This is a genomic window from Pseudomonas sp. SMV71, assembly GCF_052042015.1.
Classification (GTDB): domain Bacteria; phylum Pseudomonadota; class Gammaproteobacteria; order Pseudomonadales; family Pseudomonadaceae; genus Aquipseudomonas.
In genome coordinates, this window is record NZ_JBKGGU010000003.1 from 119,432 (window position 1) to 134,129 (window position 14,698).

13 protein-coding genes and 1 pseudogene are annotated in these 14,698 nt (G+C 60.6%); 9 read left to right on the forward strand and 5 right to left on the reverse strand.

The annotated features are described in order from the left end of the window. Positions 1–15: 15 nt before the first annotated feature. Both ACLEJQ_RS03660 and ACLEJQ_RS03665 read right to left on the reverse strand, forming a co-directional pair. The gene (locus ACLEJQ_RS03660; RefSeq protein ID WP_440792281.1) at positions 16–1,164 is read right to left on the reverse strand and encodes an acyltransferase family protein; all 1,149 of its coding nucleotides are present in this window, start codon (positions 1,162–1,164) and stop codon (positions 16–18) included. Positions 1,165–1,340: 176 nt separating this feature from the next. Then, positions 1,341–2,471: a serine hydrolase domain-containing protein gene (locus ACLEJQ_RS03665; RefSeq protein ID WP_440792607.1), complete on the reverse strand. Its 1,131-nt coding sequence runs from the start codon at positions 2,469–2,471 to the stop codon at positions 1,341–1,343. Between the two features lie 182 nt (positions 2,472–2,653). Between ACLEJQ_RS03665 and ACLEJQ_RS03670 the strand changes: the two genes are divergently transcribed. Then, entirely contained in the window at positions 2,654–3,532 is an 879-nt protein-coding gene (locus tag ACLEJQ_RS03670; RefSeq protein ID WP_440792283.1) for a LysR family transcriptional regulator, read from the forward strand. Positions 3,533–3,568: 36 nt separating this feature from the next. Here the strand turns inward: ACLEJQ_RS03670 and ACLEJQ_RS03675 are convergent. Beyond that, positions 3,569–3,742: pseudogene (locus tag ACLEJQ_RS03675) on the reverse strand (ABC transporter substrate-binding protein); the annotation flags it as partial. Beyond that, a complete protein-coding gene (locus ACLEJQ_RS03680; protein WP_440792285.1) occupies positions 3,717–5,438 on the reverse strand; it encodes an AMP-binding protein in 1,722 nt (573 codons plus the stop codon). The gene ACLEJQ_RS03680 and the pseudogene ACLEJQ_RS03675, both read right to left, overlap by 26 nt. A gap of 348 nt (positions 5,439–5,786) precedes the next feature. Between ACLEJQ_RS03680 and ACLEJQ_RS03685 the strand changes: the two genes are divergently transcribed. Then, a complete protein-coding gene (locus ACLEJQ_RS03685; RefSeq protein ID WP_440792287.1) occupies positions 5,787–6,743 on the forward strand; it encodes a LysR family transcriptional regulator in 957 nt (318 codons plus the stop codon). Here the strand turns inward: ACLEJQ_RS03685 and ACLEJQ_RS03690 are convergent. Next, on the reverse strand, positions 6,733–7,002 hold the full coding sequence (locus ACLEJQ_RS03690) for a hypothetical protein (RefSeq protein WP_440792289.1): 270 nt from the start codon (positions 7,000–7,002) through the stop codon (positions 6,733–6,735). The genes ACLEJQ_RS03685 and ACLEJQ_RS03690 overlap by 11 nt on opposite strands. 126 nt (positions 7,003–7,128) lie before the next feature. On the opposite strand from ACLEJQ_RS03690, the gene ACLEJQ_RS03695 reads away from it, so the two are divergent. From ACLEJQ_RS03695 to ACLEJQ_RS03725, 7 genes are all read left to right on the forward strand, one after another. Next, positions 7,129–8,040 carry a dihydrodipicolinate synthase family protein gene (locus tag ACLEJQ_RS03695; protein WP_440792291.1) on the forward strand — a complete coding sequence of 304 codons (912 nt, stop codon included), beginning with the start codon at positions 7,129–7,131 and terminating at the stop codon, positions 8,038–8,040. Beyond that, positions 8,033–9,550 carry an aldehyde dehydrogenase gene (locus ACLEJQ_RS03700; RefSeq protein ID WP_440792293.1) on the forward strand — a complete coding sequence of 506 codons (1,518 nt, stop codon included), beginning with the start codon at positions 8,033–8,035 and terminating at the stop codon, positions 9,548–9,550. The genes ACLEJQ_RS03695 and ACLEJQ_RS03700 overlap by 8 nt, the downstream gene beginning before the upstream one ends. Beyond that, positions 9,547–10,893: an NAD(P)/FAD-dependent oxidoreductase gene (locus ACLEJQ_RS03705; protein WP_440792295.1), complete on the forward strand. Its 1,347-nt coding sequence runs from the start codon at positions 9,547–9,549 to the stop codon at positions 10,891–10,893. The genes ACLEJQ_RS03700 and ACLEJQ_RS03705 overlap by 4 nt, the downstream gene beginning before the upstream one ends. A 72-nt stretch (positions 10,894–10,965) precedes the next feature. Continuing rightward, positions 10,966–11,814, forward strand: coding sequence for a glycine betaine ABC transporter substrate-binding protein (locus ACLEJQ_RS03710; protein WP_440792297.1), 849 nt, complete (start codon positions 10,966–10,968; stop codon positions 11,812–11,814). Positions 11,815–11,888: 74 nt separating this feature from the next. Further along, on the forward strand, positions 11,889–13,007 hold the full coding sequence (locus ACLEJQ_RS03715) for a quaternary amine ABC transporter ATP-binding protein (protein WP_440792299.1): 1,119 nt from the start codon (positions 11,889–11,891) through the stop codon (positions 13,005–13,007). Continuing rightward, the gene (locus ACLEJQ_RS03720; RefSeq protein WP_440792301.1) at positions 13,004–13,852 is read left to right on the forward strand and encodes an ABC transporter permease; all 849 of its coding nucleotides are present in this window, start codon (positions 13,004–13,006) and stop codon (positions 13,850–13,852) included. The genes ACLEJQ_RS03715 and ACLEJQ_RS03720 overlap by 4 nt, the downstream gene beginning before the upstream one ends. Then, positions 13,849–14,685 (forward strand): ABC transporter permease, encoded by an 837-nt coding sequence (locus ACLEJQ_RS03725; RefSeq protein WP_440792302.1) that lies wholly within the window; start codon positions 13,849–13,851, stop codon positions 14,683–14,685. Before ACLEJQ_RS03720 ends, ACLEJQ_RS03725 begins: the two co-directional genes overlap by 4 nt. Positions 14,686–14,698: the final 13 nt, after the last annotated feature.

Sequence of the window (14,698 nt, forward strand, 5' to 3'; positions counted from 1 at the left end):
TTCTTAATGGAGAGCTCAGATTTGAGAGGCGACCACGGGCTGTTCGAGGCGATGGGCCTTGCCCCAGCGGCGCATGGCCGGTCGCTCCACGAACGCGAACAGCATCCAGCCACCCACCAGCGACAGGCAAAAGGTTGCGGCAAGAATCAGCGCGGCCGGGACGACGGCGAACCGCTGCCCATCAATGAAAGAAGTCACGCACATCATGATCAACAGATGGATCATGTAGAAACCGAACGAAACCTCACCCAGCCAGACCATCACAGGGTGGCGGAACCAGGATCGGTGTTGCGCGACATCGGTGGCAGCCAGGCTGGTGATCAGAAGGGCGATTGGAATGACGGTCGTCAGCGACAGGCTGTAGATGAAAGGTACTTCGCCGGCAGCGTAGTAAGCGATTGCCATCAAGGCCAGTGCCGGTGCGACCGGGATGCTCGGCCAGCGTCCAGCCATCAGGATCCGCGCCATCAACATGCCGAGCACGAACTCGAACAGTCGCAGCGGTGGAAAGTAATAAGCCAGCCACCACTGATTGAGGGAGATCGGGTACTCGGCGATCTGCGGTGTACCGTTGACGAATCGGGCGATCAACCACTGGGTCGCAGCCATTGCACCCACTGCCAGGCCAGCGGTCAGCCAAAGCCGGTCCTGGGGGATTCTCCACAGTGCGCGTAGCAGGAAGGGAAACGCCAGGTAAAAGACCAGCTCGCAGCACAGCGACCAGGAGGGGCCGTTGACACTCAGGAAAACCGACATGTCCGGAACCCAGGCGTGAATCAATAGCAGGTTGGGCAACCAGGCGCTGACGACCGTCAGCGGTACGGCGAACAGAATCATCGCCAGGACAAAGGTCACCAGGTGGTTGGGGTAGATCTTGACCAGGCGCCGCCGCCAGAACGCGCCCAGGGTGTCGTTCCGGCGTGCCGACCAGGTGATGACAAAACCACTGAGCACGAAGAAGAACGACACGCCGAGCCAGCCTCCCACGCTGAATAATCGCTGGAAGACGGCGATGACATCTTGGTCGGCGAATGGGTTGAAGCCGATGATTTTCGTCAACGAAGCGTGAAAGAAAAACACCGATGCAGCGGCGACGAATCGAAACCCGGTAAGGGAGTCCAGGCGCACGTTGGCGTGGTTGTGATACAGCTGTGAATGCGTCATGAGTCGATACCTTTCAATAAAGATCCGCGGCACGGTCGGGATCGACGTGCCTGATCGTTTCCAGAGGGCAGATAGCCAAGGCAAAGCTGAACAACTCAAGCTGCATTCTCATCGAGGCCGGCTTGCGAGCCGGTCCTATCCGTCATGTCTCCTTTCGCAGCACTGGATTGGAGGCTTCAGACGCCGTAGACGGCGTTGCACAGATCCACGGTGAATTGGCCGAACATGCCTTCGAAGGCGGTGTTGGTGAACGCTACAACGGACAGTTGCTGCGCTGGATCGACGAACCACGAATGACCAAAGGCCCCGCCCAGGCGCCAGGTGCCGACGGACTCCGGCGCCTGTGCCGCTTGCGGATCGGTCAACACGGTGAACCCCAGGCCGAAGCCACGGCCTGGCCAGTTGGCCAGTTCCAGGCTGCCGGTCTGCACGGTGCCCATTTCCTTGGCCAGGCTGGCCGGCATCAGTGCGCCGCCGCCCTGGCGCAGGGTTTCGAGCAGCGTGAGAAACTCTTCAGCGGAGCCGATCATCCCGGAGCCGCCGGAGTCATAGGCGCTGTCATCCAGCGCTCGATCAGCGTCCATCCGGATGCCGGCGGTGTTTTCGAAAACCTCTACCACCTCAACCCCTTTCATTCGCCGTGGAGCGGGGTCGTCATTGAGGTAGGCGGCCGTCAGGCGAGCGTGATCCACAACGCGGAAGCGGGTGTCGGTCAGCCCCAGCGGCTCGCAGACCAGGCGCTCGACAGCCTCGCTCAGGCTGGTTTCACACACCCGTGCGATCAGCGCACCCAACACGTCGGTGGCAATCGAATAGCCCCAATCGGTGCCTGGACGATACAGCAGCGGTGCGCTCGCCAGCCGGCGGATATTTTCATCGAGGGTCAGCGGTGCGTTTTCCAGCCCATCGCATACACCGGCCCGCGCATACGCTCCGCCACCTGGGGCTTCGAGGAAACCGTAACCCAGGCCCGCGGTATGGCTGAGCAACTGGCGTACGCTGATCGCAACACGGGTGCCGTCCGCCAGGGTTGGCTGGAATTCCGGCAGCCAGCGGGCGATGGGGTCGTCCAGGCCAATACGGCCTTGGGCAACCAAGGCCAGGGCGGCTGCCGAGGTGATGGGTTTGGTGACCGAAGAGAGTCGGAACAAGGCATCGGTGCGCATGGGGATGCCAGCCTCCCGGTCGGCCAGCCCCGCGGCTTGGCGATAGATGATTTCACCACGCCGGGCAACCATCACCACGGCCCCCACGAGGCGTTTGTCCTCGAGCGCGCTGTTCAAGGCGGCGTCGATTCGCGCCTGCATAGGTTCGGTGGCAACTGCACTGGATAAAACAATGGACGCTTTGACGGTCATGATCCCGATTCCCTGCTGGTAGTAGACGCCGTCATGCTAGGTCGCAGACGTGAGGGGAAACAGAGGCTAGAATTCCGGACACATCGGACGTTTCGTTCCGCAATTCAACGCGCGGAACTCAAGGAGAGTGCGTGGATAACCTCAGCGGAATCTCGGTTTTCGTGCAAGTGGCCGAAACCCGCAGCTTTGTAGCGGCGGGACGACAACTGGGCGTGTCGTCCTCGGCCGTGGGTAAAAGCATCGCGCGCCTGGAGCAGCGCCTGGGCGTCAGGCTCTTCCACCGCAGCACGCGAAGCATCAACCTGACGGCAGAAGGCACGCTTTTCCTGAGCCGGTGCCAGCGGGTGCTCAACGAGCTGGAAGCGGCGGAGCTCGAGCTGTCGAGCAACAGCAGTGAGCCTCGGGGTAAGTTGCGCGTGAGCCTGCCGTTGGCCGGGCAGTTCCTGTTCACCTTGCTGTCGCGATTTGCCAAGCGCTACCCGGACATTCACCTGGAACTGGATTTCAGCGATCGCCTGGTTGATGTGGTAGAGGAGGGTTTCGACGCGGTGGTCAGGACCGGCGAGTTGAACGACTCGCGCCTGGTGGCGCGTCGGCTGGGGGCTTTTCGCTTTTTGCTGGTGGGGGCGCCGGCCTACTTCCAGACCCAAGGCGTCCCTGCGGATGCTGGCGACCTGAGCCGCCATGACTGCCTTCTCTATCGCGTGCCGTCTACCGGAAAGCTGGAGCGCTGGCCGCTGCCGGACAACGCCGCCAATGGTACGCAGGATCTTAAGGCGGTGATGGTCTGCAACAACATCGACATGCTCTTGAACGCGGCCATGGAAGGGCGTGGCATCGCCTGCCTGCCTGAATTCGCCGTCAAGCAGGCCATTGAATCCGGCGACCTGCAGGCCGTACTGACCGAGGAAGTGACCCGTACCATCCACTTCAGTGTCCTGTGGCCGCCAAACCGGTTCATCATCCCTAAGCTGCGCTGCTTCGTGGATTTCATCTCGTTGCATATGTGAGCATGGAAGCGATGTGGGGTTCGGTCGGGCATCGTCTCAAGGTGCCCAGATCTCCACATCTTGGGTATTCACCGCCTTGGGCAGCAATCCCGCGGCAAAAAAAGCATCGGCAATCTTCTGTTGCTCACCCAACTGATCGGCGGATACCCGCTGCACCTGATAGCTACGGTGGGCGTTGGCCGCCTCAACGGTTTCCATGTCGAGATTGCCCCCGCTGTGGGAAGTCTTCTTCGAAGTGTTCTTGCGCGCCGCGTGTCCCGCTCTGGCGGCGTTGCACTTCCATCTGCCGCAGTTCCACCCGGCGGATTTTCCCAGAGATGGTCTTGGGCAGTTCGGTGACGAACTCGATGCGGCGCACCCGCTTGTAGGGCGCCAGGTGCTCACGGGCGAAGGCCAGGATGTTGCCGGCAAGTTCCGCATTGCCGGGTTCGCCATGGGCCAGGATCAGGAACGCCTTGGGCACGGCAAGGCGCACAGGGTCGGGACTGGGCACCACGGCCACTTCCATCACCGCCGGATGCTCGATCAGCGCGCTCTCCAGTTCAAACGGGCTGATGCGATAGTCGGAAGCCTTGAACACGTCGTCGGCACGGCCGACGAAGGTGATATAGCCGTCTTCATCAATCTGCGCGGTGTCGCCGGTGCGGTAGTAACCGTCGCGCATCACTTCGGCGGTTTTTTCCGGACTGTCTTCGTAGCAGAGCATCAGGCCAAGGGGACGCACGTCGAGCGGCAGGGCGACTTCGCCTTCATCGCCTGGAAGGCCATCGGGGTCGAGCAGGGTCACCTGGTAGCCCGGCAATGGGCGCCCCATGGAACCGGGCTTGAGCACCTGGCCGGGCGTGTTGCCGACCAGGGCGGTGGTCTCTGACTGACCGAATCCGTCACGCAGCGGCAGGCCCCAGGCGTGCTGGATCTGCTCGATGATTTCCGGGTTGAGCGGCTCACCGGCGCCCACCAGTTCCCGCAGGCGCAGGCGGTCCTTGATCCCGGTCAGGTCCTCCTGGATCAACATGCGCCACACGGTGGGCGGGGCGCACAGGCTGGTGACGCCGTAGCGCTCCAGGGTGGCAAGCAGCACCGGGGCGCTGAAGCGCGCGACGTTGTGAATGAAGATGCAGGCGCCGGCGTTCCACGGCGCGAACAGGCAACTCCAGGCGTGCTTGGCCCAGCCGGGTGAGGAAATGTTCAGGTGCAGGTCACCGGGCTTCAGGCCGATCCAGTACATGGTCGACAGATGGCCGACCGGGTAGCTCTGGTGACTGTGCAGCACCATTTTCGGTTTGGAAGTGGTGCCGGAGGTGAAGTACAGCAGCATCGGGTCGGTAGCCAGGGTGCTGCCCTCGGCTTCGAAGTGCTCCGGGTATTCATTGGCAGCACTGTGGGAGACCCAGCCGGTGCAGGATGGACCGACGCAGACGCGGCTGCAGCCGTCGCCCAGTCCGACAAACTTGTCGACATGGGCGCTGCCGACCACCAGGTGCCTTACCCGACCCCGTTCGATACGGTCACCCAGGTCTTCGGCGGTGAGCAGGGCGGTGGCGGGGATGACCACGGCGCCGAGCTTGAACGCGGCCAGCATGGTCTCCCACAGGGCGATGTCGTTGCCGAGCATCAGCAGGATGCGCTCGCCGCGCCGCACGCCGAGGGCGCGCAGGTGGTTTGCCACTTTGTTGGAGCGCGTGGCCAATTGCTGGAAGCTGTAGCGCTGTTCGCTGCCGTCTTCTTCGACGATCCACAGGGCATTGGCATCATTGCCCTGGGCCATGGCATCGAAGTAATCCAGCGCCCAGTTGAACTCGCTCAGCTGCGGCCAGCGGAAATCCCGCACGGCCGTGGCGTAATCGGTACGGTGGGCCAGCAGGAAATCGCGAGCGGCGAGGAAGGGTTGGCTGTTGTTATTCATGGTTCGCCCTGATTGTTATTGTGGGGGCTTGCTGGCTTGGAAACGGCGCTGGTCACGCCAGCCTGAGCACGAGTATAGGGTGGCTTTTTTTCGATAAGTATTGGCAGAAAAGCCTGATCAACATGCAAAAACACGCGATGCCGAATCAGGTAAGCCGGCCTTCATGCAGGTTCTTTCACGGCATCGAGTAGCCAGGTTAAAGGCTGTCGTTGCCTGCGCCCGATCGCTGATGGGGCTATAGCCAGCCGGGTGTTTTCCGCTAATCTCGGCCCAGCGCCGCAAACTGACGGTCACTCCTCTTCTATGCAGGCCCGCGGGCCTCCAACCGGGAATCAACTACCCCAGGCTATGGTCAAGCACATCGAACCCGACATGACGCTGCTGAAAATGCCGTCTCTCAAAGCGGTAAAGTCGTTCGTAGCGGCTGCCAAATACCAGAGCTTTACCCGTGCGGCGGAAGCCCTGTGCGTCACCCAGGCCGCGATCAGCCGACAGATTCGTGAGCTGGAGGGTTATCTTGGGGTCAATCTCTTCAAGCGGGTCGGCCGGGCAGTGGAGTTGACCGAGGCCGGCGTGATTTTCTTCAACGCGGCCCAGATGTCTTTCGTCAATATTTCACAAGCGGCCGAGCGCATCCGCACGAAAAACTCCGGCAAGAAGATCCTGACGCTTTGCTGTTCCCCGGCGTTCTCCGCACTGTGGTTGTCAGCGAGGTTGCCAACGTTTTTCTCGCAAAATCCCGACATCGACCTGAATCTCATCACCACCCAGAGTTTCCTGTCGATGGAGCCTGGGATCAAGCCCGACATATTCATCACCAAGATGGCCAGGATCCAGGATGGCTATCGCAGCTATCCGTTGTTTCACGACATCATTTACCCCGTCTGCACGCCCCGATACCAGGCCGACCATCCTGAGTTGTCGAGCCTGGAGGCCTTGCGCGATGGCGTTCTGTTGAACCTGAGCCCCTATGGCCGCGCCCAGGTCGCCGAGCACGTCGACTGGGGCGTCTGGCTTGCGTTCCACCGTATCGTCATGGACGAGCGTCCCCATGACAGCCCGCACGTACTCAATGCCAATGACTACAACCTGATCATCAGCATGGTGCTGACTCATCAGGGCGTGGCGCTCGGCTGGAATCACCTGGTCGCGCACCTGATTGAAAACGGCACGCTGGTGCGTCCGGTCCCCGACGAGATGGTGCTCAAGGAAAGCCAGCATTACCTGACCTTCAGGGAAGACCGCCAGAGCGATGATGCCTGCTGTCGTCTCAGAGACTGGCTGCTATCCCAATTCAGCCAGTAGCACCCGTTGCACGCCACCACGGCTCGATTGATAACATTTTGTTATGCATTGATCGGCGTAAAGGTTTCTTGTCGAGGCGCAAGGGCGCGACGTAATCTTGATCCAAGCCGCAAGCAATAACCGGCGTTAGTTTAAATAAGATCTGGAACTTACGATTGCCATAGTCGTAGGTTTTAAAATAAGAAGCCGTCGTCACTGCCAATTGGGATAGATACGGTCTGAAAATATTGAAAGCTGCATGAATCCATCCAGCCTGCATCGAAAGAATCTTGCCAACGGATAATCATCTGTTCCGATGACATGATGGGCCAGATTCTCTGGCGCAAAGTTCGCAGGGCTTACTGATTGTTGAAACTTCCGGTCACTCATATTCGGAGAAATCGTCTTGAGATTCGAAGGCATTTATACACCCGCCGTCACGCCGCATAAACCAGGTGGTGACATCGACTGGAAGGTATTTTCAGAAGTCCTGGAATATCTGGTAGAGGCGAAAGTCCATGGAATCATTATTGGCGGCTCTACGGGTGAGTATTATGCGCAAACCGCAGAAGAGCGTCTGAAACTTGCCGCTCACGCCAAGGACGTCATTAACGAGCGTGTGCAGCTGATCATCGGTACTGGTGCGATCCGAACCGAAGACGCCGTGTTGTTTGCCCAGGACGCCAAGGCCATCAAGGCCGACGCCATCTTGGTGACTACCCCGCCTTATGCACTTCCGACCGACCAGGAAAACGCGATCCATGCGTTGACCATCGACCGTGCGGCCAATATGCCGATCATGTTGTACAACTATCCGGGACGGATGTGCGTACAAATGAGCGAGGAGTACCTGGCGCGCGTCGGCAAATCAAAAAATGTTATCGCGATCAAGGAAAGTTCCGGTGACATGGGGCGTGTCCATTTGCTTGCCCGTGAGTTTCCACATATTGCACTTTCCTGCGGCTGGGATGATCAGGCGCTGGAGTTCTTTGCCTGGGGCGCAAGAAGTTGGGTGTGCGCGGGTTCCAACTTTCTGCCCAAAGAACATGTCGCGCTATACGAGGCCTGCGTGATTGAAAAGAACTTCGATAAGGGTCGCCAGATCATGTCCGCGATGATGCCCTTGATGAATGCGCTGGATGGCGGGAAGTTCGTTCAATCCATCAAGTTCGGTTGCGAATTGAATGGACTCAAAGTAGGCGATGTACGTGCGCCGCTACGGCCGTTGAATTCAGACGACCAGCGCGGCCTTCAGACCGTTATCGCCAATGTGAAGCGCACCGTCGCCCACATCACCTCGGGAGCCAACCATGCGTGATTTACTGACTGCGGTCGAATATGCGGCCATTGCCAAATCGATGACGTTTGCGTCGAACGCGTTCATCGATGGTTCGTTCAAACCCGCGATTTCGGGCAATACCTTTACCACCCTCAACCCCGCCACGGGGGAGGCGCTTGCCGAAGTCGCCGCCTGCAATGCAGACGATGTGAACTTCGCCGTCAGCAAAGCCAAGGAGGCTTTTGACGATGGTCGCTGGCGGTCGCTGCCGCCCGGTGAGCGCAAGGCCGTGCTGTTGAAGTTTGCCAAGTTGTTGGAGATCAACAGCCATGAACTGGCGGTCCTGGAAAGCCTGGACAGCGGCAAGCCAGTGCGCGAGTGCCAGTTGGTGGATGTGCCGGACACTGTCCATACGTTGCGCTGGCACGCCGAGTTGATCGACAAGATTTACGACAACACCGCCCCCGTCGGCAGTGGCGCGCTGGCCCTGGTGGTGCGCGAGCCGATCGGCGTGGTCGGTTGCGTCCTGCCGTGGAATTTCCCGCTGCTGATGTTGGCCTGGAAAATCGGCCCGGCGCTGGCCGCCGGTTGCTCAGTCATCGTCAAGCCCGCCGAGCAAACCAGCCTGACCACATTGCGGGTCGCCGAACTGGCCCATGAAGCGGGCGTGCCGGCCGGTGTGCTGAACATCGTCACCGGCACCGGGAAGGAAGTCGGCGAGCCGATCGGCTTGCACAAGGATGTCGACATGGTCAGCTTCACCGGCTCGACAGCCACCGGCCGGCGTTTCCTGCACTACGCCGCGGACTCGAACCTCAAGCGCATCGTGCTCGAATGCGGCGGCAAGAATCCGGCCGTGGTCATGGACGATGCCGAAGACCTCGACCTGGTGGCGGAACAAGTGGTCAATGGCGCGTTCTGGAACATGGGCGAGAACTGCTCGGCGACTTCACGCCTGCTGGTGCATGAGTCGGTCAAGGACGAGTTGCTCGAACGAATGGGCGCTTACATCCGTGAATGGAAGATGGGCGACCCGCTGGACCCGCACAATCGCGTTGGTGCACTGGTCAGCCCGGAACACTTCGAAAAGGTGAAGTCGTACCTTGAGTACGCCACCGCCGGAAAACTGGAAGTGGCCTATGGCGGTGAAACCGAGGGCGATGCCTTCGTCCAGCCCACCGTTTTCGTCGGAGTCGATCGCGAGAGCCGGCTGTTCCAGGAAGAAATCTTCGGTCCCGTGCTATCGGTCACGACTTTCAGTTCGATCGCCGAAGCGGTGGCGCTGGCGAACGACTCGGTATACGGCCTGGCGGCGTCGGTCTATACCGCCAGCCTGCGCAAAGCGATCAGGCTGTCTCGGGAAATCCGCGCCGGAATCGTCACCGTCAATTGCTTCGGCGAAGGCGATGCTTCCACGCCGTTCGGTGGTTACAAGGAGTCCGGTTTCGGTGGTCGGGACAAGTCTGTTTTCGCCCACGACCAGTACACGGAGCTGAAAACCATCTGGATCGACGTGTCCGATCGCTCTGTGGACGAGACCGTAAAATGAGCCGCCATTCCATCAAGCGCCTGCCGGTGGACACCGGGGTTTCCGGGTGGGAAGCCATTTCGACGCGTGTCACGCCGGTGCGCATGCTTGATGGCGATGTCACGGCGGACTGGTTGATCATCGGTGCCGGCTTTGCCGGCCTGTCAGCCGCACGCCGGCTGTCTCAGTTGCGTCCCCAGGACTCCATCGTCGTGGTAGACGCCCTGGAGATCGCCAAAGGGCCGGCCGGGCGCAACTCCGGCTTTATGATCGACGTTCCTCACAGCCTGTCATCGGGGGAGTATTCGGTGGCCGGAGAGTCCGCCACGGCGCTTGAGATCGCCCAGAACCGTTTCGCCATCGGGTTTGCAGCGCAAGCGGCGCAGGAATACGGCATGACCGCCGAAACGTTCGATCCGTCCGGCAAGATCAATGCGGCGGCCACCGAACGGGGCATGAAGCTGAACCTCAACTACGCCAAGTCCCTGCAAGGCATTGGCGAACAGTACGAGCTGCTCGACGCGGCCCAGATGCGCGAGATCACCGGCTCGAATTATTACCACGGCGGGCTCCATACGCCGGGCGCGGTGATGATTCAACCGGCGCAGTACATCAGGGACCTGGCCCAGGGCCTGGCTGACAAAATCAGCCTGTTCGAACGCTCCCCCGTGATCGAGTTGTCCAGGCAGGGCAGCAGTTGGCTGGCCCGGTCCCATCGCGGTCGGGTCAGCGCCGGCAAAGTGATCCTGGCGGTCAACGGCCATGTCGAGGATTTCGGACACTTTCAGGGGCGCCTGTTGCACGTGTTCACCTACGCCTCGATGACCGCGGCCTACAGCCATGCTGAGTTCGATCGGGAAGTCACCGGTCGCGCCCGGTGGGCATTGTTGCCCGCCGATCCGATGGGGGCCACCGTGCGAAAAATCAGCGCCAACGGGCTCTCGCGTATCGTCATCCGCACCCGATTCACTTACGACCCGAGTATCCAGGTCTCGCTCAAGCGTGTCGCCCAAGTGGCCCAGGAGCAGCGGCATTCCCTGGACGCGCGTTTCCCTGAATTGAAATCGACACCGCTGGAGTTCAGTTGGGCTGGCCGTTTGTGCTTGAGCCGCAACAGTGCCCCGGCGTTTGGAGAGGTGGAGCAGAACCTGTTTTCGGCGTGCTGTGAAAACGGCCTGGGTACCGTGAAAAGTACCTTGGCCGGTGTCATGGCCGCTGAGCTGGCAACCGGTACGGATTCAAGGTTTCTCGAGACCTTCAGCCGCAGCCCCGAGCCCAGCAGGCTCCCGCCCAGAATAATAACCAACCTGGGGGTCGGCTCGGTCATCCGCTGGCAAGCCCTCAGAGCCGGTCGAGAAGGTTGACTGCCCTGTACCACAACGGCTTTCGGTCCCCGCAAGCCATCACTCTCTGTTGACATGTAGATGAGGAAGACCATGAAAAGAATGTGGAAGGCGCTGTGCGCCATCGCAATGGTGGGCTTGATGAGCATGTCCGCCCAGGCGGAAGAAAAGACGATCACCATGGGGACATTGTCGTGGGAAGACCTGACGCCCATCACAGGCATTACTAAAAAGGCCCTGGAAAATTCCGGCTACACCGTGAAGGTCGTGGAGTTCTCGGAGTGGGGCATTGCGTATGCCGCACTGACCAAAGGCGACATTCAGGTGCTGGCGTCGCAGACCGACTATGCGGCCTACGACTACTGGAACAAGAACAAGAACCGTCTTGAAAAACTCTCGCCGGTTTCGTTCGGTCTCTACCAGGGCATCGCCGTACCGAAATACGTGAACATCGATTCCATCGACCAACTTAACGATAACGCCGACAAGTTCAGCAACAAGATCATCGGCATCGAGCCGGGTTCGGGCCTGATGAGCGATGCCACCAATGCGGTGAGCAGCTACGGCCTCAAGCTCAAGTTGCTCGAAGGCAGCACCGCAGCGATGACCGCAGCGCTGAAGTCGGCGGTGGACCGCAAGGAGTGGGTGGCGGTCACCGTCTGGGAACCGTCGTGGATGGCGGAGAAATATGACCTCAAGTTCCTCAAGGATCCCAAAGGTGTGTTCCCTCCGGCACAAGGTTACTACTGGGTCGGCCACAAGGGCTTCTCCGAAGCGTTCCCTCACGCCCGTGAGGTGATGGCAGGAGTCTATGTTCCCCTGGCCGACATCACCCGGATCAACACCGAGGTCAAGGACGGCAAGACTATGGACGAAGCGGTCAAGGGTTGGACCGACAGCCATGCCGAGCTGATGAAGCGCTGGGCCAATATCAAGAATTAAGACGTAAGTAGTTTGCCACTGCCGCCTTTCGTTCAATGAGAGAAGCCAGCAACACTGGCTCGATGGGTTACCAAATGACAACGGCTCATATCGACACCAACGAAGTACTGATAGATTGCCAGGCAGTCTGGAAGATTTTCGGCCCCAGGGCTCCGGCGGCAATGCAGGCCGTGGTCGAGCGGGGCCTGAGCAAGACCCGGGTCCTGCAAGACTACAGCTGCGTGGTGGGCGTCTCTGACGTCACTCTTCAGGTTCGTCGTGCAGAGATCTTCTGCATCATGGGGTTGTCCGGCAGTGGCAAATCCACGCTGATCAGGCTGCTCAACAAGCTGATCACACCCAGCGCCGGGAAGGTGCTGGTCAAAGGCAAGGACCTTTCCTCGTTGACCCCGGCGCAGTTGCGCGATGTGCGGGCGCGCAACATCGGTATGGTGTTCCAGAGTGTGGCGTTGTTGCCCAACCGGACCGTGCTGGAAAACACCGCCTTCGGCCTGGAGGTCCAGGGTGTCGGCAAGGCAGAACGCTACAACGTCGCCGAGCGTGCCCTGGCCAAGGTCGGGCTCACCGACTGGGCTTCGCGTTACCCGAGCGAGCTGTCAGGCGGTATGCAGCAACGCGTCGGGCTCGCCCGGGCGATTACAGCGGATCCCGAAGTCATTTTGATGGACGAGCCGTTCAGCGCGCTCGATCCGTTGATCCGTCGGCAACTGCAGGACGAGTTCCGCCAGTTGACCAAAGAGCTTGGAAAGTCAGCGGTATTCATCACCCACGACCTGGATGAAGCGATCCGCATTGGTGATCGCATCGCGATCATGAAGGACGGGGTCATCATTCAGGTCGGCACCGCAGAAGAAATCGTCCTCAATCCGGCGGACGACTACGTCGCGGAGTTCGTCGCGGGCATCTCGCGCCTGCACCTGGTCAAGGCCCATTCGGTGATGACGCCGGTGGAGTCATATCGGGCGGCGAATCCCGGCTGTGATATTTCCAGGTTGCTCAAGACCACCCTCAATGCCGACATCAACGAGTTGATCGGTCTGACGATGAAGTCCGAGCGCGATGCGCTGGCCGTGGTCGAAGCCGGCGCGGTGGTCGGAGTTGTCACGCCGCGTGACCTGCTGCGCGGCGTCCAGGGTATTCCAAACGAATTCACTGAACGTTCGAGCAGCGCATTGGCGGAGACATCCCCATGAGCACGCCCGACTTTTCCAGCCAGTTCGACGCGGCGATAGACGCCGGGCTGGGCTGGCTTGCAGACAACGGTGAGTTTGTATTCAACGCGGTGAATGCGGCGCTGGCCGGCGTGTATAAAGGCGTGCTGTGGTGCATTGCATCGCCCCCGCCCTATGTCATCGCGCTGCTGATCGCATTGCTCGGCTGGCGCGCCGTTGGCCGGCAGTTCGCACTGTTGTCCGGGCTGGCGTTGCTGTTCTGTGCCTTTATCGGCTTGTGGACGGAAACGGTGAGCACCCTGGCGCTGGTCCTGACCGCGACGTTCCTGGCCTTGCTGGTGGCGATCCCCCTGGGCGTGCTGGCGGGGTTGGCGCCGTCGATCGATCGGGTCGTCGATCCGTGCCTGGACCTGGTCCAGACGATGCCGCCCTATATCTACCTGCTGCCGGCCATTGCCCTGTTGGGGTATGGCCCGGCGACCGCGTTGCTGGCGACGTTCATCGTCGCGGTGCCGCCGGCGCTGCGCCTGACGTCGCTGGGTATCCGCATGACGCCCAAGGCATTCATCGAGCTGGGCGATGCCAGCGGCGTGACCGGTTGGCAGATGTTCTACAAGATCCGCCTGCCGTTCGCGCTGCCCAGCATCATGGCCGGCGTGAACCAGAGCCTGATGATGGCGTTCGGGATGGTGGTGATCGCCGGTATCGTCGGCTCCGGCGGGCTGGGTGAATCGATCTACGGTGCGGTTCGCACGCTGGATATCGCCAAGTCCATCAACGCGGCCATCGCCATTGTGATCCTGACCATGATTCTCGACCGACTGGCGCAAAGCGCCGTGCGATCAACCAACGGGGAGCAACCATGAACTTTTCTCCTGGCGCATTCCTGGCCCCTGTCGTCGATTGGCTCAATGCCAACTTCCACGGATTGTTCGTGGTCATCAGCAAGGTCATCGAGACCGTCCTGGGTGCTGTGGAAAGCCTGCTGCTCGCTCCCCATCCTTACGTGCTGATTGGCCTGGTGGTGATCGCCGCCGTGGTATTCGCCAACAAGAAGGTCGCGGCCTATGCCGCAGCGATGCTGGCCTTCTGTTTGTTTTCCGGGCTCTGGAGCGCCTCGATGCAGACCATCGCCCTGGTGGCGGTGGCGGTGCTGATCTCGGTCGCCATCGCGTTCCCGTTGGGCGTTCTGGCGGCGCGGGTCAAGCGCGTCGACGCGGCGCTGCTGCCGGTGCTGAACATCATGCAAACGGTGCCGCCCTGGGTTTACCTGATTCCTGCGGTCATGTTGTTCAGTCTGGGGCGCGTACCGGCGATCATCGCGACGATTGTCTACGGCATCCCGCCGATGCTCAGGTTGACCACCCTGGCGTTCAAGCAACTGCCCAAGGACTTGCTGGAACTCGGCCAGGCTTCAGGCGCGTCACCGCGAGACATCTTGTTCAAGATCGAGTTGCCGACGGCTGCGCCGACCCTTCTGGTGGGTCTCAACCAATGCATCCTGCTGTCGCTGGCGATGGTGGTGCTGGCGGGGCTGGTGGGGGCAGGTGGATTGGGCGCCGAAGTGACGCGGGGCCTCACGCGAATGGAAATGGGGCTGGGCTTGCGCGCGGGCCTGGCGATTGTTGCGGTGGCGTTACTGCTGGATCGGCTGTCGCGTGGTGCGTTGCAGCGCCATTCGCCTCGTAGACTGGTTTGAACAGGGAGTTGCC

Excerpts from the sequence above, each read along its gene's own strand:
- ACLEJQ_RS03660 (WP_440792281.1), bottom strand. The coding sequence starts at position 1,164 with ATGACGCATTCACAGCTGTATCACAACCACGCCAACGTGCGCCTGGAC.
- ACLEJQ_RS03665 (WP_440792607.1), bottom strand. The coding sequence starts at position 2,471 with ATGCAGGCGCGAATCGACGCCGCCTTGAACAGCGCGCTCGAGGACAAA.
- ACLEJQ_RS03680 (WP_440792285.1), bottom strand. The coding sequence starts at position 5,438 with ATGAATAACAACAGCCAACCCTTCCTCGCCGCTCGCGATTTCCTGCTG.
- ACLEJQ_RS03685 (WP_440792287.1), top strand. The coding sequence starts at position 5,787 with ATGGTCAAGCACATCGAACCCGACATGACGCTGCTGAAAATGCCGTCT.
- ACLEJQ_RS03690 (WP_440792289.1), bottom strand. The coding sequence starts at position 7,002 with ATGCAGGCTGGATGGATTCATGCAGCTTTCAATATTTTCAGACCGTAT.
- ACLEJQ_RS03700 (WP_440792293.1), top strand. The coding sequence starts at position 8,033 with ATGCGTGATTTACTGACTGCGGTCGAATATGCGGCCATTGCCAAATCG.
- ACLEJQ_RS03705 (WP_440792295.1), top strand. The coding sequence starts at position 9,547 with ATGAGCCGCCATTCCATCAAGCGCCTGCCGGTGGACACCGGGGTTTCC.
- ACLEJQ_RS03710 (WP_440792297.1), top strand. The coding sequence starts at position 10,966 with ATGAAAAGAATGTGGAAGGCGCTGTGCGCCATCGCAATGGTGGGCTTG.
- ACLEJQ_RS03715 (WP_440792299.1), top strand. The coding sequence starts at position 11,889 with ATGACAACGGCTCATATCGACACCAACGAAGTACTGATAGATTGCCAG.
- ACLEJQ_RS03720 (WP_440792301.1), top strand. The coding sequence starts at position 13,004 with ATGAGCACGCCCGACTTTTCCAGCCAGTTCGACGCGGCGATAGACGCC.
- ACLEJQ_RS03725 (WP_440792302.1), top strand. The coding sequence starts at position 13,849 with ATGAACTTTTCTCCTGGCGCATTCCTGGCCCCTGTCGTCGATTGGCTC.